The sequence below is a fragment of the Stieleria neptunia genome, assembly GCF_007754155.1.
Classification (GTDB): Bacteria; Planctomycetota; Planctomycetia; order Pirellulales; family Pirellulaceae; genus Stieleria; species Stieleria neptunia.
This window is the reverse complement of sequence record NZ_CP037423.1, coordinates 7,609,422-7,628,624: the sequence shown is the minus strand read 5'-3', so window position 1 is coordinate 7,628,624 and position 19,203 is coordinate 7,609,422. Positions and strand designations below refer to the sequence as shown.

At 58.4% G+C, this 19,203-nt stretch carries 10 protein-coding genes; 2 read left to right on the top strand and 8 right to left on the bottom strand.

Annotation, left to right across the window (positions count from 1 at the left end; all coding sequences use genetic code 11):
- Position 1 precedes the first annotated feature (1 nt).
- Positions 2–1,870: a pentapeptide repeat-containing protein gene (locus Enr13x_RS26540; protein WP_145389952.1), complete on the bottom strand. Its 1,869-nt coding sequence runs from the start codon at positions 1,868–1,870 to the stop codon at positions 2–4.
- 216 nt (positions 1,871–2,086) lie between these two features.
- Here Enr13x_RS26540 and Enr13x_RS26535 point away from each other — a divergent pair, with 216 nt between their 5' ends.
- Both Enr13x_RS26535 and Enr13x_RS26530 read left to right on the top strand, forming a co-directional pair.
- The gene (locus tag Enr13x_RS26535) at positions 2,087–2,332 is read left to right on the top strand and encodes a VOC family protein (RefSeq protein ID WP_145389951.1); all 246 of its coding nucleotides are present in this window, start codon (positions 2,087–2,089) and stop codon (positions 2,330–2,332) included.
- The gene (locus Enr13x_RS26530) at positions 2,329–2,661 is read left to right on the top strand and encodes a DUF1805 domain-containing protein (RefSeq protein WP_145389950.1); all 333 of its coding nucleotides are present in this window, start codon (positions 2,329–2,331) and stop codon (positions 2,659–2,661) included. Before Enr13x_RS26535 ends, Enr13x_RS26530 begins: the two co-directional genes overlap by 4 nt.
- A gap of 265 nt (positions 2,662–2,926) precedes the next feature.
- Here Enr13x_RS26530 and Enr13x_RS26525 read toward each other — a convergent pair whose 3' ends face one another.
- From Enr13x_RS26525 to Enr13x_RS26495, 7 genes are all read right to left on the bottom strand, one after another.
- Entirely contained in the window at positions 2,927–4,153 is a 1,227-nt protein-coding gene (locus tag Enr13x_RS26525; RefSeq protein WP_231743797.1) for an alpha/beta hydrolase family protein, read from the bottom strand.
- A 32-nt stretch (positions 4,154–4,185) separates the two neighbouring features.
- The gene (locus Enr13x_RS26520) at positions 4,186–4,761 is read right to left on the bottom strand and encodes a nitroreductase family protein (RefSeq protein WP_145389949.1); all 576 of its coding nucleotides are present in this window, start codon (positions 4,759–4,761) and stop codon (positions 4,186–4,188) included.
- Positions 4,762–4,904: 143 nt separating this feature from the next.
- Positions 4,905–5,249: a hypothetical protein gene (locus Enr13x_RS26515; protein WP_231743795.1), complete on the bottom strand. Its 345-nt coding sequence runs from the start codon at positions 5,247–5,249 to the stop codon at positions 4,905–4,907.
- A 217-nt stretch (positions 5,250–5,466) separates the two neighbouring features.
- On the bottom strand, positions 5,467–6,075 hold the full coding sequence (locus tag Enr13x_RS26510; RefSeq protein ID WP_145389948.1) for a hypothetical protein: 609 nt from the start codon (positions 6,073–6,075) through the stop codon (positions 5,467–5,469).
- Positions 6,076–6,479: 404 nt separating this feature from the next.
- On the bottom strand, positions 6,480–12,839 hold the full coding sequence (locus Enr13x_RS26505) for a cohesin domain-containing protein (protein WP_145389947.1): 6,360 nt from the start codon (positions 12,837–12,839) through the stop codon (positions 6,480–6,482).
- Between the two features lie 338 nt (positions 12,840–13,177).
- Positions 13,178–17,965, bottom strand: coding sequence for a protein kinase domain-containing protein (locus Enr13x_RS26500; protein ID WP_145389946.1), 4,788 nt, complete (start codon positions 17,963–17,965; stop codon positions 13,178–13,180).
- Positions 17,966–18,363: 398 nt separating this feature from the next.
- Positions 18,364–18,939 carry an RNA polymerase sigma factor gene (locus tag Enr13x_RS26495; protein WP_145389945.1) on the bottom strand — a complete coding sequence of 192 codons (576 nt, stop codon included), beginning with the start codon at positions 18,937–18,939 and terminating at the stop codon, positions 18,364–18,366.
- Between the last annotated feature and the right edge of the window lie 264 nt (positions 18,940–19,203).

The window sequence follows — 19,203 nt, the reverse complement described above, 5'->3', positions numbered from 1 at the left end:
CTTAGTCATCCAAAATCGCGCCGCTGGCGACGAATTGTTTGCGTTGATCGGGATCAAACTTGGCGCCCCGCAAATCGACAAGATAGAAATCGACGCCGGTGATGTCTGCCCCCCGCAAATCCGAACCACACAGATTGGCTTTTCGAATCGTTTCGGGGCTCTTGAAGTATTGCTCGTCAAAGTCATCGGTATAGAACCCCGTCCGTGTACCGTGCGACGGATAGGGGCTGTCGACCATTCCGCAACGTGTGGATCCGAGATGAAACGTGCAGCCGCGTAAATCGGCGTCGCGGAGATCACAATCCTGCCAATCGATTTCCGCCAGCCTTGCATTGACGAGCGTTGCATCGTGAAAGTTGCATGCGGTCAACGTCGACGCGGTCATCGATGCGTGGGACAAACCGCAGTGCTGGAAACTGACATTCGTTGCCGTCACGGCGTCCAGGTTCGGCGACACGAAATCTGAACCATAAAAACTCGAGCCATCGATCGTTGCGTTTTGAAAGTCCATCTTCAAAAACTGTGATTCGGAAAAGTCTCCGCCGCTGAAGTCCGCTCCATCGATCCGGCCTCCTTCAAACCAGACGCCGTGGGCGCGGACACCTGTCAGATCGGCGTCGACGAAATCGCATTGCTGAAAACAACGGCCGGATAAATCCGCACAAGACAGGTCCGCGTTGCGGAAGCTGCCCGTGACGATATCGAGCAAGGCGGGAGGGGCCTTTTCCGTTGCCTTCCGCTGATGATGCCTGCCTTCGCCTGCTTCCACTCGCTGTGCCGGATGGTGATCCGATTTGCGGAACCGTTGGCTGAAATCGACAGAACGTAACACTGCACCGGAGAAATCGACCGATCGGAGGCAAGCCCCTTTGAAGTTGGCTCGCGTCAAGTCCGCGTTGCAAAACCTGGCACCATTTAGATCTGCCGAACGCAAATCAATTTCGGCCCACTGCGCGTTGTCGAACCGCCCTCCGCGCAGACAGATCTGCTTGCCGGAGGGTTTCCATTGTTGATCGCACAGGCAGAGCAACGTGGCGCACGTTGCGGCAGACGTGGACCGCCCGTCACCGAAGGCCTTGATCAAATGGAGGGGGATTTGATCATTCTTGTCAATCAACTTCGCAATCGAGGTGAGTCGTCCCCACGGCCAGCGATATGACATCAACGCTTGAACGTCCCCCACGTCGGGCGAACGCAGACGCCAAATAAAACGCTCGTTCGTGAACGCCATTGCGACATCGGGTTCGCTGAGGACCTGGGCGACCGCCGTGGGTAAAACACTGTCCATCGGCAGCATGCCGAACGCCTCGGCCGAGTGCATCAGCATCATGTCCGCCAGTGCCCTGGATCGCACCTGATCGCCGATCCTGCGGTGGACTTCCTCAACGACGATGGATTCGATCTCGCTGACCGTCGGGTCCGCAGCCATCCGGTCGAGAATCAACCGCCAAACGGCGGGCGAGCCTGACGCGTATCGCAGATTCGCATCTTTCAGTCGGCTCATCACGCTCCGGCACTGGTCGGGGTGCACGGCCAACAGATACTCGATGAAATCGTCACGCGACCATCCACAGAGCCTCAAGACCAGATCGCAGCGAATCAGCTTGCTGGTCACCACGGTGACCGCTGCGCCGCTCAAGTCGAAGGGCTGAGATTCGTCATCCAGACGCAACCGGTTGGCCGCAATCATCTCGGGCAACACCGCAGCGAGGTGCCCCAGCGCCATCGTGTTCGCTTCGCCTTCCAGCCGCACGCGGACGTGTTTGCCGCGAACCAACAAGCCTTCGACCTGATCGACCAGTGGCGTAACGTCTCCGCTGATCGGCGAGATCACGCGTGGGGCGACGGGCGAGCGGGCGGGCTGGATCATGATACCTCCGGGGGACCCGTCATTGTCGGGCTTCCGTTCTACGGGAGCAAGGATTTGCTGTGCTGAAAAAACCGATTTCCCGCCATGTCCGCATGACGCCGGTTTCGATGCGGTGAGCGTGAGCACGCGGCCCGGCGGATTCGATACAGTAATGGCAGCGGCCGGTGTCACGTCGGTCGGGTTTTGCGTCTCCTCCGTTTCGATTCCACGTGATTCATGACCAGCTCATCAACTCAATCGAATGCCACCAATTCTGTCATTCGTGTCAAAGCGATTGATCATGTCACGATTGTCGTCGAAGACTTGGCACGCAGCCGAGATTTTTACCGAGACCTGCTCGGGATGGTGGAAGTCGATCGACCCGATGGATGCATGCAACTCTGGTTCTATGATCCCGACGGGCATTGTGTCGAGGTTTTCGATCGCACCGGCGACACGCCTGGGACGAGGTGGCAGCGATGAACGACGAAACGCTTCCCCGATCAATCGCTCGTGAATTGAACTTTGAAAACGGCTCGGCAATCGGCATCAGCAATCGCTGGGAGAACGGCCAGTACTGTTCGATCCTCACGCGCCGGGGCATCGTCGGATGCGGGATCTATGACATGGTGACGCCCGCCGAATTCAACCAAGCCATCGCCATCGCCAAGGGCACTCCCAGCGACCCGTTGGTCGAACCGGAAGACCTGTTCGATGCAACAATCGTCGACGCGACGCCGCAAGCCAAAGCGTTGGGTGTCGAAATCGGCATGACCGGCCGGCAGGCGGTCGAGAAAATGCTCGCCGGCTAAAGCGCCGGGGAAGCAGCTTGCTGGTCATTGGGGGGCAAGCTGGCGCTTAATGCCACGTCCTTTGGCCTAAAGGTGTTAGCGGAACGGCGCGAGCCGTCCGGTCGCGCTACAAAAACACCGTGAAAGACCGGAGGGCTCGCGCCCTACCGCTAACAAAAACACCCCGCTTGGCGTCAAAATAGGTGGCATTGAGCTGGCGCTTGCTGGGGATCGCAAGCTGGAAGCTTACGCCACTTCGCAAGCTGGAAGCTTACGCCACTGGGGGTTAGGGCTGTAGGACTTGGTCGAACAGTTGGTAGGCCTGCTGCCGGATTGCCACCGGGAAGTCGTGGTCGCAATCGGGATGTTCGACACGCAGATGATCGGGATGGCCCAGCAACGTGTAGACCGCGCGGGCGGCCTTGGCAATTCGGTCGACGCTTGCGGCTTGAAAGTTCCCGTCATGCAGAGGGGCTGAAATCAAGACGTGACGAGGAGCCAGCGCGCCGATCATCTCATGAAAGTCGAACGGGATTTGTTCCAGCCGCCCACGATAGTCCGCCAACCGGGGCATGTAACGTGTCTGACACCAGCCCTGTTCGGGCCTCCAACGCGCCGCGTCGCCACCATAGTAGTCGAGGTAAGAATCCAGACCGCAGCTTGAAACCACCGCTTTGATTCGATCCTCAAAAACGGCGGTGTAGACCGCGTTGTGTCCGCCCAGCGAATGACCGATGCAACCAAATCCGCGGGCGTCGACATAAGGCAACGACTCCAATAAATCCAAGCCACGCCTGTTGTCCCACACGGCCTTGAGCGTTCCGCTTTCCCATCCCAGCGCCTTGAGGTCGGGTTGGTAATCGGCCAGCAACGGATAACTTGGCGAAAGCGTCACGTATCCCCGCTTGGCCAACTCGCTGGCGTATTGGCGATTCGGCTTGGCGTCGCTGTCGACGACGACGCGGTGGCCGATTCGGTTGTCGGTCGGGTGCAGACACAACACGGCTGGCAACTTGCGTTCGGGGGTCTGGCGAACCGAGTCGGGGATCAACAGGTAGGCCGGGACGCGCGAGCCCGGTTCGGCCTGGTACGTGATCAACTGCTCCAAATATCCCGGCCGTTGGACTGCCTCGACGACGCGCATGTCCAACGCGCAGCGTTTTTCGGCACCGGGCATTCGCCCCATCACCGACTGCATCCCGTCAAGAATCGACTGCCGTCGCTTGGACCAGTCGCCGGGGGATTCAACGGGAGACGACTTGCCACGTTCGTCGCGAAACACCAATAGATTTTCACGCGGCAGCCTGGCGTGGCTTGCGTCGACGACCAACGTCACGTCGATCGTGTGAATTGCCTTCGCGGTAGAAGCTTGCTTTGCGACGGGGGCTTGAAACAGCAACGACGACCGACCCGCGCCGGTCCGCCACTTTTGATTCGTTTCAGCGATCCAATCGCCCACGACGACGAGACTGATACAAGCGACCAGGCTGAACGCTTTCTTCCACTCGCTCACAGAAAACTCCCCACGTCCGTTGCAAGAACTCACTAGGCCCACGTGACCTTGGTCGCGATGTCCTCGCGCGCACTCGACGGCCAGTCACCGCTGAGATGCCCCAAGTAGAATAACCCCAAGGCGCGGTCGTCGGGGGCCAGTCCGATGAAGTCGCGCATTTCATCGCTGATCGCAGCGCCATTGGTGGACCAGAATCCTCCCAGGCCATGGGCGGTGGCCGTCAGGTGCATGTTCTGCACCGCGCAGGCGACGGCCATGATCTCGTCAAGCTCGCTGATCTTCCCGCTCTCCTGCCGTTTCATACCGACCGCGATCACGGCCCCGGCCAGCGTCGGGTTGACGCACAACTTGTCGTACTTGGCTTGCTTGAAAGACTCCGGCGGCGTGATCGTCTTGTAGGTCGCGGCCAGGAAGTTCGCCAATTCATGTCGCGATTGCCCCTGGTAAATCTTGAAACGCCAGGGCTGTGTCATGCCGTGCGTCGGAGCCCAATTGGCATTGAGCAAAATCTCGTCGAGGACTTCACGGTCGATCGGTCGATCAGACATCTGCCCCGGCTTGACCGAACGCCGGTTGCGAATCACTTGGGTTATCGAGGCGGGATCCATGCGGTCTCAAAACAAAGGCGAGGAAACATGCGGGATTGTTGATTCGCATGTCTTACCATTGTGCCCCCTCGATGTCTGCCGGGTGTTTGGCGGTCGTGGATCTTGTACCAGACTCAAAGCAGAAGGATCTTGAACAAGATCCACTACGGCTGTTCAGGTGGAGCTTCCGTTGGCTCGCTCTCACTGGCCGCCTTCAGTTTGTCCGCTTTGCGCTGGGCACGCTTGGCGACATGGGCCGCCGCGATCTCTTCGATCGACAAAACGACATCCGGGCGTTCTTTGCCAAACTGCTTTTCATACTGGTTTTCAATGAATTGCGGCAACGGCACCTTCCACGGTTGGTCCTTGGTGTCGGCGTAGCTGCCGAAACGCTTGGGACTGAGCCCCAGTTCACGGGCCATTTGAATGTGGGCGTTGGACAATCGAAACTTCTTGCGGGCATCAATCCAGGGCAAGAACTTGTGGGGAATGCGTTGTTTTTTGGCCATGGAGACTTCGAGTGCGATCGTGCCGGCGACAGACCATCGTGCCGCGAATGGGGACGGCGCCGCGAGGGGCGCCCGTGTGGGCGATCTATCGTGACGAAAATGCATCTCCAACGGAAGCGTCCGCGGCGAAGAAAACGAAACGGGGCGGAAAAGACCGGTTTGCCTTTTCCGCCCCCCCGTGGCAACGCCGCCGGTTCATCGGTGCGATGGAGTCCGATTACCAGCGAATCGTGAATCGCGAACTTCCGCCGCCGATCGTGATGCCGCGACCGTAACCGTAGCGGCTCGAGTGCGAGCGATGGTCGTCCCAATGCCTCGCCGGCGGGGCGGAGTAGATGGGCGGGCGCGAAACCAGCTCGCGGGGGCAATCGTAAGCCGGCGCCCGCAGCGATCGAAGGTCGTCTTGCAAGTGATGGATGTCGTCTTCGATCGCATTCAGCAATCGTTTCACGTGCGAGGTGTCACCGTGAACGTGGCCGTGACCATGAAACGCCCGACGCTCCACACGGTCGAACACGGATTCCAAATGATGGAATTTGGCATCCAGCTCCTGCAAATCCGATTCCAGGTGCGCCAGGCTCCCGTGGTCGTGGGCGACGTCGTGCATGTGATCGGCCAGCCGACGCATGTCACGCGCGTCCTCGACCAAATGTCGGTACTCGGGCGTGTGCCGATAGTGGCGGGTCTCCTTCTCGATCTGACGCGACTTCCGTTCGATGTCGCTGGCCAGATCGTCGATGTGTCGGTAAGTGTCGGCGAAAGCGGACGGGGAAACGAACGCGGCAAGCAATCCGAAAGTGGCAAACGTTTTGGCGAAAAGGGTCATTGAAGGGGGCTCCGTGAATAGTGTCCAAACCAGCGGTACATTTCTCCGCTGTGCCCAGACAAACGCAGCCGGCGTGCCGGGAACCGATCACAAGGCAGGAAATGCTCGCAAAACCGAGGTTTCACCCCGTGTTTCACGGCGTTTTGCAAAAAAAACGATGCCCCCAGGAAATTTGCCAGGGCCAATGAGCGCAGTCAATGTGATTTCACTTGAAAATCGAGGCGTGTCACCTTTGTGACTACTGTTGTAGTCGGATGGACTGCGTCTGGGCCGCATCTTCGCGGCGTCGCGGGGAGACAAGGAGACAAGGAGACAAGGAGAGATAGATCAGAACAAGACATGTGGAGAATCATTCTGCCACCCATCGTTTTGCCTCTCTCCGACCGTCCCTGTTGACCGGCCTGCTAAAGCCTCTTCAAAAAATTCAACCCGAAGCGGCCATAGTCTTGACTATCGACATCGCCATCGCCGTCGGAATCGATGAAGGGGTCGTAGTTCGGATCTCCTGACTGGCTGAGGAAGGCTTGTCCAAAGCGTCCATAGTCTTGGCCATCGACGTCACGGTCTCCGTCGGTATCGCCATAAAACCGAAAGAAGCTGTCGACGAGTTCATTGCCGAACAGATAGGACGCCGTCATCTCATCGCCGTTGCCGGGAGGACTGACAGATTGGGGATCAATCACCAATTGATAATTTCCATCGGCCAATGAATTCCCGTAGGCTCCAGAACCACTACGGGCCACCGTCGAATCGCCGGCAAAGGTGAGCGTCGCGATCGTCTTGCCAGGAACAAGATCATCGTCCGCGGAGACATTGATCACACCAACACTCTGGGAGCTTTTCAGATTGACCAACTCGAACGCGTCGCTCAGCAATCCATGGTCCAAGATCGTGTTGAACTGGATCGTCAACGACGTGATTTGGGACCGATTGTTCGTGCCATCATTGACCGTGATTTTCTGGACGCCGGGCATCACCTTGATCGCTCCGTCGACCGGATCGTTGGCATCGTTCGTCGGTGACGGAACCAGCAACAACTCTTGGACGCTTGCGTTGGTGGCGTTGGTCGATGTCCGGCTGATCGTGTCAACAAAATTTGCCCGCAAGTTAATGGGCGAGGCACCATAGGCCGCGTCGCTCTTGACCGTCATGTCGAACTCCAACAGCGAACCGGTGGTCCCGTTGGTCAGCAGCGGCGTGCTCGCGGCCGTGGACATCGTGACCCGGATCATCCCCGGACGCTGGACATTGACGGCGGGATCGCTGAATCCGGAATCCTGGATCAGGTCTCCCAGACGGAAATTTGCCACGTCGAATTGGTCCGGGTCAAACTCGACGACCAAATCGACACTGCTGAGCGTGATGCCGTCGCTTTCGGTCACCGTCAACATCACGGGTGTAGCGACGGTCGTGGTCGGCGAGGCCTGCAAGTCGGTCGGAATGTAGATCAATGGATCGGGGCCGTCGGCGGCTTGGGGAGTGACGCCGCTGGGGATCGCCGGCACCACGTCGACCGGTGTGCCGATAATCACGCGTTGCAGCAACGTCACATCGCCACCGGAGAGATCGCCGCTGTGGTTGAGGTCCGCGATCACCCGTGGGTCGGCGAGCTTGTAGTCGGCAAACCCCGAGCCGTTGCCCACGATGACGCGTTGCAGCAGGGTGACGTCGCCACCGGTGTACGAACCGCTGGCGTTGTGGTCGCCGACATAGGCCGCGACGTGCATGCCATCATCGTCACGAGTCGGTCGCAGTGCCGGCAGCGGCGCACTATCGCGGACTTCGATCGCCCGCACGTCCAAAACCTGCTTGGCGGTGTAGGGTGCCGAAGCCGGAACCGATGCCGCGAATCGCCCCAATACCAATGAACCGTCGACGGCGGAAAACTCATTGGGACTGCTGACGGTCACACGTGCCAATCCGGGGCTGACCAGATGGAACGCAGCGACTGCGCCGGCGATGTCCGTGTCAAACCCGCTCAGGGTCAACAGGCTTGGATCAAACGCCAGTTCAAAGTCGACGCTGGAAACATCACGTCCGGTACTCAGCGTCACCGGCAGTCCGGAGTCGGCGTTGCCGGGCAGGTTGACCGCCTGGTCGGCACCGCGGGCGAAATCGGGAATTCCGATCGTCACGTCATCTGCTGCCGGTGTTGCGATCACAAACCCACGACTGAACTGATCCCCAGCGGTCCCGTCTTCGTTCCCGTCGAGCAGCTCGCCCTGGTCGTCCTTGAAACCGTCCGCGGCACTGCGCAGGGTGACGGTGTAGTGGTCTGGTTCCAAGGGGCCGCCGGTGCGGACAAAGGTGACGCTTCGCCCGGCTTCATCGATCACCAGCGATCCACGCACGACTCCCGTCGAAGCACCTTGCAAGACGACATCCGCCGCCCCGAGGGCTTGGTCAAAGCCGTCGTACAAATTTAAATCGGTGTCATCGAGCGGGCGATTGAAGTGCGCGACAAAGCCGTTGTGGTTGGCCATGAAGTGCGTGACCACCAGTGTGGGCGTCGCTTGATGGTTGCCAAAATCAATCCGGTCGGCCACCTCGTCTTCGCCAACATGCACCAGATGCGCCTGGTCACCGGCGGTGCTGGTGAACGTCAACTCGTCCACGACCCCGCCGCTGAACACGATTCGTGAAATCGGATCGGTCGGATCGAGCGTGACAAAGTTGGCGGGGTCGGCGTTGGTGGTCGCAAGCTGGCTGGTGACTTGCCCCAGAACCGTTCCGTCGACTCCGTAGGCGGTCGCCGTTGCGGCGGTCGATCCGGCATGCACAAAGAAGAAGCGTGCCGAATCGATCAACCGATCAAATTCGACACTCGCCTCTTCGGCCGTGACTTCATAGGCGAAAAACCCCGACGCGTTCAGTTCCGGCGCGCCCGTGTTGAGGACGGTTCCACCGGAGAAACTTGCGCCGGCAAAGCTGAAATCGGTCACACCGGGCAGCGTGATGCCGGATTCCGGCCCGTTCCCGTCGAACCCGATCGTCGTGGAGACAGCGGCGGCGACTGGAAAGGTCTGCTGGAATCCGATCGGCACGACTTCACGAACGACATGGCTCCCCTCGATCAGGTCGATGATCCTGTAGTTGCCGGTTTCATCCACGTCGGTGGTCGAGGGATTATCGGCGGAGGAAATCGCGAACGGTTCACCGATGTCATACTGCCCGTCGTTGTCGATGTCGACATAGATGCGGACGCCCCCGAGTCCGGGCTCACCGGCGTCGCGCTGTCCGTTGTTGTTCACGTCGTTGAACTTAGTCCCGGTGACTTCCGCGAATCCGGCGCGGGGAGATGGCAGCGCCGGCATGAAAACGGCAAGCGGGCGAGCGGCCTCATCAGCCTTGTGGAGGATCTTGGCGTCGATTTGTTCCGGAGTCGTCGTGCCCCAGAAGTTGTAGCGCAAATCGACTTCCGCGTTCGGATCCCCGACGAGCACGATGCCGGTATTGTTGGACGCTAGATTGCTGAAGTCATTGATGCGAATGTCTGTCCGGGCCGCTGCGTCGATCTGTAGCGGCGTGTGAAACTCGTTTCGATTCAGCGTGAGGGTCGCTGCCGGATCGATCTCGATCTTGTCCCAGGCAAAGAGGGACTTTTCGGCGTTGAATACCCCACGCACGAGGATCCGAACGTAATCTTGTACGGCGCCGGTATTGACGCGAGTGAAGTCGGTATTGATCACGTCCAACGTGCCGCTTCCACTGACCGCTATGCCCGACGTATGCCGTCCGTAACCATCCTCGATCACCAGTGACGCTGCGTTGTCGAATCGCAAAGTGCCGTCGACATTGAATTGCTGGTTTTCTCGGATTAGTACCGAGACGCCTTGATTGATCGACATCATCGCGCCGTCTTGAACGGTGAAACCCGAGGGGAACACGTATCGCAGGTCGACCGATGTCGCCGTGCCGATCAAATCCAAGTCGAGCGTTTCACCGGTCGGCAAGGAACCGGCGCGAATGTTGATGTCCGCAAATCGCAGGTTGTCTGAAAGATGGTTCGCGTCCTGTAAGTGTTGATACGGAACTGTGATTGGCAGGTTGAACTCGTTCCGCTGAACCCAGGGTGTCGTACCATCCGCGATGACACTGCCGACACCAAGTTCGATTGCGTCCCAGGCGAACCGCGAGTCGACGGCCTTGAAGGTTCCGCCTGCGTTGACGGCGATGCGAGTGGAATCTTGTAGGCCGGTGTTGTATCGCAGAAAATCGGTATTGATGATATCGACGGTGCCGGTGCCGTTGACCAAAATCCCCGAGACGTTGCTGCCATATCCGTCTTCGATATACACCGGACTCGAGTTGTCGAATTTCAAGGTGCCGTCGACGGTGAACTGTTGGTTTTCTCGGATTAGTACCGAGACGCCTTGATTGATCGACATCATCGCGCCGTCTTGAACGGTGAAACCCGAGGGGAACACGTATCGCAGGTCGACCGATGTCGCCGTGCCGATCAAATCCAAGTCGAGCGTTTCACCGGTCGGCAAGGAACCGGCGCGAATGTTGATGTCCGCAAATCGCAGGTTGTCTGAAAGATGGTTCGCGTCCTGTAAGTGTTGATACGGAACTGTGATTGGCAGGTTGAACTCGTTCCGCTGAACCCAGGGTGTCGTACCATCCGCGATGACACTGCCGACACCAAGTTCGATTGCGTCCCAGGCGAACCGCGAGTCGACGGCTTTGAAGGTTCCGCCTGCATTGACAGCGATGCGAGTGGAATCTTGTAGGCCGGTGTTGTATCGCAGGAAATCGGTGTTGATGATATCAACGGTGCCGGTGCCGTTGACCAAGATCCCCGAGACATTGCTGCCATATCCGTCTTCGATATACACCGGACTCGCGTTGTCGAATCTCAAGGTGCCGTCGACGGTGAACTGCTGGTTTTCTCGGATTAGTACCGAGACGCCTTGATTAATCGACATCATGGCGCCGTCTTGAACGGTGAAACCCGAGGGGAACACATATCGCAGGTCGACCGATGTCTCCGTGCCGATCAACTCCAAGTCGAGCGTTTCACCGGTCGGCAAGGAACCGGCGAGAATGTTGATGTCCGCAAATCGCAGGTTGTCCGCAAGGTGGTTCGCGTCCTGTAAGTGTTGATACGGGACTGTGATTGGCTGGTTGAACTCGTTCCGCTGGATCCATGGTGTCGTGCCATCTGCGATGACGCTGCCGGACCCAAGTTCGATCGCGTCCCAGGCGAACCGCGAGTCGACGGCTTTGAACGTACCGCCTGCATTGACAGCGATGCGAGTGGAATCTTGTAGGCCGGTGTTGTATCGCAGGAAATCGGTGTTGATGATATCGACGGCGCCGGTGCCGTTGACCAAGATCCCCGAGACATTGCTGCCATATCCGTCTTCGATATACACCGGACTCGCGTTGTCGAATTTCAAGGTACCGTCGACGGTGAACTGCTGGTTTTCTCGGATTAGTACCGAGACGCCTTGATTGATCGACATCATGGCGCCGTCTTGAACGGTGAAACCCGAGGGGAACACATATCGCAGGTTGACCGATGTCGCCGTGCCGATCAACTCCAAGTCGAGCGTTTCACCGGTCGGCAAGGAACCGGCGAGAATGTTGATGTCCGCAAATCGCAGGTTGTTCGCAAGGTGGTTCGCGTCCTGTAAGTGTTGATACGGGACTGTGATTGGCTGGTTGAACTCGTTCCGCTGGATCCATGGTGTCGTGCCATCTGCGATGACGCTGCCGGACCCAAGTTCGATCGCGTCCCAGGCGAACCGCGAGTCGACGGCTTTGAACGTACCGCCTGCGTTGACGGCGATGCGAGTGGAATCTTGTAGGCCGGTGTTGTATCTTAGAAAATCGGTATTGATGATATCGACGGTGCCGGTGCCGTTGACCAAAATCCCCGAGACATTGCTGCCATATCCGTCTTCGATATACACCGGACTCGCGTTGTCGAATTTCAAGGTGCCGTCGACGGTGATCTGCTGGTTTTCTTCGATTAGTACCGAGACGCCTTGATTGATCGACATCGTGGCGCCGTCTTGAACGGTGAAACCCGACGGGAACACGTATCGCAGGTCGACCGATGTCGCCGTGCCGATCAAATCCAAGTCGAGCGTTTCTCCGGTCGGCAAGGAACCGCCAAAAAGTTTGACATCTTCGAAGCGAAAATTCTCGGAGAGATGGGATGCGTCTTGCAGGTGAGTGTAGGCAACGGTAAGCGGCAGGTTAAATTCGTTGCGCTCGACCCAGGCGGTGGAACCGTCGCTGATCAGGCTACCATCTGCGAGCCAAATGGAATCCCAATTAAAACGTGATTCAACGGCCTTGAAAGTGCCGCCCGAAAAAACACCGATACGTGTGTTGTCAGAAAAATTACTGGAAAAAATCGGCAAGAAATCGGTGTCAGCCACGTCCAGCGTTCCCGTGCTGTTGACGAGGATTCCCGAAACTTGTCCGCCACTGCCGTCGACAATTTCGACTTTCGCCGCGTTATCGAACATCAGGGTGCCATCTACACGGACGTTGACGTTTTCATGAATTTTCACGGGGACGTTGGCCCCGACCTTCAACGTAATCCCAGAGGCGATTAGCGTTTCTTCACAGAACTCCACCGGTTCAGCGGGATCGGTAAAAACCATGTCGGACATGACCAACCCAGGAACGCATGCCAGCACGCGGCGATCTTCCAGTCGTTCAAAACCGGGACGCACGGACCGGCGGCAGAGGCGTTTCTGAAGTGCGGTGCGTTGACGCGTCGATCGGCGTGCGTTCCGGCGTGGCATGTTCTGTTTCTCGATTACGGGTTTGGCTCAAAAGTGTCCCCAGTGAACGGGGCTCGCAAGTGAAATCGCATCCGCGGTTCACTTGCGACAAAAATTCCTGCGGTCGCGTCGAAAAAGTTGGATTGAACACGATTCTTTCACACGACGAGCGGAAAAGGGGGCAGGTACCAAAAACCAAATGGCCCGAAGGGTGCTTCGCATTTTTGGTACCTGACCCCTTTTCCGCGGCACCCGACTGCATGATTTGAAGTGGCAGAATCATACGGGGCAGAATGATGTTCTGACCGCTCAGGTGGCGGAGCCAGAATCATTCGGTTACCCATCATTCTGCCGCTCCATCATTCTGCCATCCCCGTCTCGCCCATGCCGCCGTCCGGCGATCGCGATCCCTTGTCGTGTCGGCTTGCTTGCCCAGGGCCGTCGGCGGTTTCGCGTGCATCGAAGGGGCGCCAGTACCTGACTTCGTTGAATGCCGTGTGACCGCTGCCATGGTTTCCCAATGCGACGGCACTCGGGGCGAGATCGAAATCCAGATCGATCCGATCACTGATCGCGGCGCCATCCCAAAACACTTGAAACGCCCGCTGATGAACCGCGATCCCCAACGCATGAAATTGCTTCGTCGAATCCGCCGGGATCTCGGTCAACAACCGATCGGGAAATCGCGGGGAAAACTGAAAGAGACTCGGTCCGTAAACGATCTTGCCGTCGGCGCGGACTAAGATCCTGATGCCTCGTCGGAGTCGAACGTTGGTCAAATTCACCATCCATGACGATCCTTCGCTGACCGATCTGGCGGTCACTTCCAACAGGCCACGCTGCACACTCAATGCGTTCCACGCCTTGGATCCACCGTTGGTTTGGATGTTTAAATGCCCCGCGGCGTGCCAACGGTTCGAGTTCTCTCCGTCGCTGGAACGGTACGCATTGTCGTAGTCTTTGACCGCAGTCGGCGTGTGGCCGGCGACCGCCCCAAACGCTTCGCTAAAGCGGTTGTCGCGTCGGTTCGAATCCAATCGCAACCCCTCGTCACGGTCAAACCCCGGCGGCAAATCACCATCGGGGACCACGCGGGCGCGATGAATCTCTGCGTCAAAACCATTACCCGTCGCGTCATGAGCTCGGTCGATCGAGAGATCATCGAAGTGATACAACAGGATGGTATCGGCATCGGTCTCGTGTCGCGTCGGTGGGATGAACGGATCGCGGTACCGGACGACTTTGGAAAAACGGACCTCGTCAAAGAGTGCTCGAAGGTGCCGCGAAACACCGGTCGCGGTTGTCGGGTCGGCGGCAACAATAAAATCCTTGTCGCCCGGACGAAAGGGAGCCTTTGCCGACCGCTTTGATTGCAGCCGTCCGTCGACAAATAGCTGCAGCGTCGGATGGTCGTAGGTGAATGCCACGTGGGTCCAGCGATCGGTGGCCGCCACACAATCGGCGATGACGTTACCGCAACCGGCCGCTCCGGATTGAAAGAAACCGCGTTCCATCAGCAACAGATTCAACCCGCGACCGTCATTCTGCGAGATGACGCCGGGCCGCGCGTCCGTTGGATTGCTTTCGAGCGTCGGTAACCGTAGCCACGTTTCGATCGTGATCGGATGCGTGCCGTCGTATCGGAACTCGGGGACGCGGAGGTGTGACGAAACGCCGTCGCAGTACAGAACCCGATTGTCGCTGCCCTCGGGACCGGACGGACGCGGCTGATTCGCATGATTCTCGGCGGCCGGTGGTTCGGCAACGTCCCAAAGCTTCACCTGCCCCTTGTCGCCGCACGTCGCCAGTTGAGCGTCATCGTTCAATAGCGCAATCGTCCCCAGTTGGCCGAGATGCGTCGTGGTTTCGCCCAGTCGCTGCCCCGTGGACGCGTTCCAAAACCGCACCCTGCCGGATTGATCTTTGGAGACCACCGTCTTGTTGTCGCGAAGCCATTGCACGTCGACCAACGGTTCCACATTCCACCACGCATGCTTCAGGCTGCCGTCGCGGGTGTCCCAGCGGCGAATGGAACCATCTTGGCTGGCGGACAACAATTCTGTTCCATCGTGTGAGAATGCCAGGGCCATGACGGTGTTGCAATGACCTTTCAGATTGACGAGGGCCTTGCGTTTGGCAGCGTTCCAGATTTGAATGGTTCGGTCGCCGGCCGCCGCGATCAGCCCTGCGTCCTCGGAAACCGCGATGCAGTGGACGCGCCCGTGCGGGTAGTGGAACCCATTGATTTTTCGGCCGGAGGCAATGTCCCAGACGATCACTTTGCCATCCCATCCGCCGCTGACCAGCCGATCTCCCTGCGGAGAAAAACGGACGCCGGTGATCGCCGATTTGCGGAGGGAGGTTGGGACTCGGAACGTTGAAAGTTTCTGCCCGGTTTCCATGTTCAGCAACTGCACCTGGTCGTCCCAACCGCAAACGGCCAACGAGCGACCGTCCGGTGCAATCGCAAGGTCGATGACTTTTTTGGGCATCACCGAAATCCTGCGTTTCAGCTGGCCGGTCTTCGCGTCCCAGATCCCCACCGTCCCGTCGTAGCTGCCGCTGGCGAGCAACGATTGATCTGGAGACACCGCAACCGCCCTGACGCGATCGTCGTGTTCGGCCGTCGTCCAACGATGAATCAACGACCGCTGATTCAGGGCCGGCGGTGCAGCAACCTCGTTGCGGACCCAGCGAGCGTTGTGGATTTTCCCGTCATGACCATTGCCAGATCGATCGAACAGGACGTCGCCCGCCTGCTCGTTGAAGTCATACAGGGCGAGTGTGTCGGCGTCCGATTCGATTCGGCTTGGGACTTGAAAATCGGCGCCGTAGCGTGCTCCCTTGGAAAGGCGAACAAAATGAATCAGCCCCGAAAAGAAGGCCTCGGGTTCGTTGATCTTGTTGTTGCCCGCACCTAGAAACAGATGTTGCGCCGAGGGGCGGTGTTCGTACTGGACTTTGACTCGGTGCATCGCATGACCATCCATGAACAGGCAGACTTCGTGACCGTCATAGACGCCCGCCAGATGGACCGGGCGACCCTGTTCGCTCCGCGGGGTCTGGGCATGGCGATATGCTTCCAGGTCTCGGAAGTAGAACATCCATTGATCCTTTTGCGTGACGAGCGAAAAGCCGGAACGCTGCGTATTGGAGACCAGATGTCCGTCGACGACGTTACCGAGCGGTGTGACCAGGGCCTCGACCGTGATCGGAAACGATCCGTCATAACGAAAGGACGGGATCGACACGTAGCTGTCGACACCGTTGAACTCCAGCGCCGTCTGCAGGGTGTGCTGCGGCGATGCGGCGGACGGGGCAACCGGTTGGACAGGTTTCGTTTGCGACGAAGTTTCCGCCGACGTCATCTCGATCAACGCCACCCGCATCACGTGTTCCTCACCGCGTGTCACGTCGAACTGGTCCGCGGTGACGGACGCGCCATCGATTTCGACGGCCAGTTTCGCTCGGCCTTGAAATTCGACCGTTTCGATCGAGAAGTCACGATCCAATGGAACCGGCGTGCCGCCGATCTCGATCGCCAGTTCGTGTGGCCCCGAATGCAGTTGCTGAGGTTGACGGAGATCCTCCAGATTAAATCGATTGCCGTCAATGATGACAGCGATCTCGCTTGGTTCGATCTCAAATCGGACTTCCCCGTGTTGGGTCCGCACGATCAGCACCACGCTCAGCACGACCAGCAACAGCACCGACAGGGCGGACGCGACCAGACCGATCCGTAACGGGAACGAACGGCTCGAAGCACTGCAATCGACTTCGCGTGTTGGTTCGCGTTGCAGCCATTGGCCGAGTCTCCCACTGACCTCTTCCATCGACGCGTAACGATCCTCGGCCCGCTTGGACATCATTGTCAGGCAGATGGTTTCCAGCTCGGGATCCAGACTCGGCAGGTGCCTGCTCGGTGGCACCGGAGCGTCGCGGAGCACACCACTCATGATCGTGCCGAGGGAACCTTGAAAGGGAAGCCGCCCGGTCAGCAGGTGGTAAAGCACGACGCCCAAGCTGTAGATGTCGGTTGCCGCGTGGATGTCATCGGGATCGGCCCTGACCTGTTCGGGCGACATGTATGTCGGTGTACCGATCAAGGCCCCGTGACGCGTCAGCCGTGTGGACTCCGTTTCACCGACCAATCTGGCCAAGCCGAAATCCATGACCATCGGCTCACCGAGCGAGTTGAGCATGATGTTGGCGAGTTTTAAATCACGGTGAATGATGCCGCGCTGATGGGCGTAATGGATCGCTTCGGCAACCTTGATCACCAGTGCCGCGGACTTCCGCTGGTCAAGTCGTCCCCGTTTTTGCAGGCGTGTTTCAAGCGTCTCGCCTTCGACATACATCATCGAAATGTAATCGATTCCATCGATCTGTCCGATCTCGTAGATCGAGCAGAGATGGGGATGTTTATCGAGTCGCGATGCGGCTCGGGCTTCGGCAAAGAAACGGGTTTTGCACTCCAGATCCTCTTGTGAATCGGCTAAGAAATGTGGCACTTTCAACGCCACCTGTCGGTCGTAAAGCGACGTATCCGAAGCCAGATAGACCGCCCCCATCCCGCCATCGGCGATCCGTCGGATGACTCGGTAACGCCCAAATTCGTAGGGCAACGGAGGCGATTTTCGGATCTGCGGCCGACCGCGGTGCGAACCATCGTCATCGTCGGCGCTGGGTGATCGGCTGGTGTCGCCGTTTTCGATCACACGGGTGTCAGCCTGGCCGCGGGACTGCAGCAACGGCTCCAGTTTTTCGGCAAGGTTTGGAAACCGCGCCAGAATCTCCCCTCGGGTCAACGCGTTTCCCGTGTCGGCCCGCGCTTCGATTTCCGCGACGACGAACCCCAGTTGGACGGAGTCCGGCGGACCGGAATCCTCTCCGGTAATTTCTGGATAGGCGATCAGATAGTCTTCGACCCTGACCGCGATGCCGTGGTCCCATTGTCGTTCAATATCGATCAAGACCATCTCACACAGCAACGACTCCGCCAATCGTCCCCGCAATGCCACCAGTCGCCGGGCAAATGGCTCAAACGCATCCGGCGACCAACGCGCTTCAAAATCCAAAATGAACGAGTCAAAGCTGGAACGTTCTGCGTTCGACAGGCCCGCGGCGGGATCGAGTTCAAATTTCATTCCAGCGTCGAGCAGGAGAAGTGATGTGGGAAAATGCCTGGTGACGCAAGCCAGCAAGGTGCATGGCCGTCATCCATGGGTGTGATCGCATCGGAATCCGCATCAAGACAGGAGAAATGCAGGATTTCCGAATTCGCCATCACGTCGTTGTTGCCACATCACGAATCCACGCTCCCGGCGCTGCGGAAAAAGCTGCGGAAAAGGGGTCGCTGCGGAAAAGGGGTCGCTGCGGAAAAGGGGTCAGGTACCAAAAATGCGAAGCACCCTGCGGGCCATTTGGTTTTTGGTACCTGACCCCTTTTCCGCTCCGAAGCACCCTGCGGGCCATTTGGTTTTTGGTACCTGACCCCTTTTCCGCTCGACAAACACAGGCTCGAAAATCGAAAGCTGACCAAGCGCTAGTTCGGATCGCCGATCCAGCCTTCCAATCGGGTTCGGATGCGAAACAGCACTCGATCGACCGTTCGCTTGGACAGTCCCAGGTCGTTGGCGATGTCCGCCTTCGCTTCGCCGCTGAGGATGCGCTCCAAAATGGTTCCGTATTTTTCCTGTTCCAGCCAACGCGTTAAATCCTCAATGATCTCCGACAGGACGATGGCCTCGACCGGTCCCGGGTCACGAGAGATTGCGGTGACGAACCAGGATCCGTTGACTTCGCGGGCCGGACTGCGTTGCGCCGCGGAATGCAGGCGCCCCTGGTTCTGCGCTTTACGAACCGTGATGGTGACCAACAACTTCCAAAGATCGTCGGGGGCTTTGATCGTGAATTCGCCGTCTTCGACGCGTCGAAAAAACGTGAACAGGGCACTCTGGACGATGTCTTCGTGGTCCACCCGTCGTCGGACTTGGGCACTCAGCAACTTTCTTGCCACGGCCAGCAACCGGCCCGAATACTGACGCACCACCCGATCCACGGCTTCCTCGTCACCCTCGCGGCATCGGGCCAGCAGATCATCGAACGATTCGTTGGTCATCAAAAGGGGAATCCCAGGTACGGTAAAGCCTGACCGGTCTGGCCCCAGTTTACACGGAGGTATTGGAGGGCGTCTACGCAGAGGGGGTGCGGCGGCAGGATTTCCTTGGGAAACTCGGCTCGAATCATGCGTTGCCACTGAAGCGAAGACCCCATCCTGTTTGGTTGGACGGCCCCACACCGGAGATTCGGTGCACCGGCATTTTGCAGACGAAATGCGACTTCAGAGCAGGTCTTCCCGCGGCAGGGATTGGGCCGATTGTCC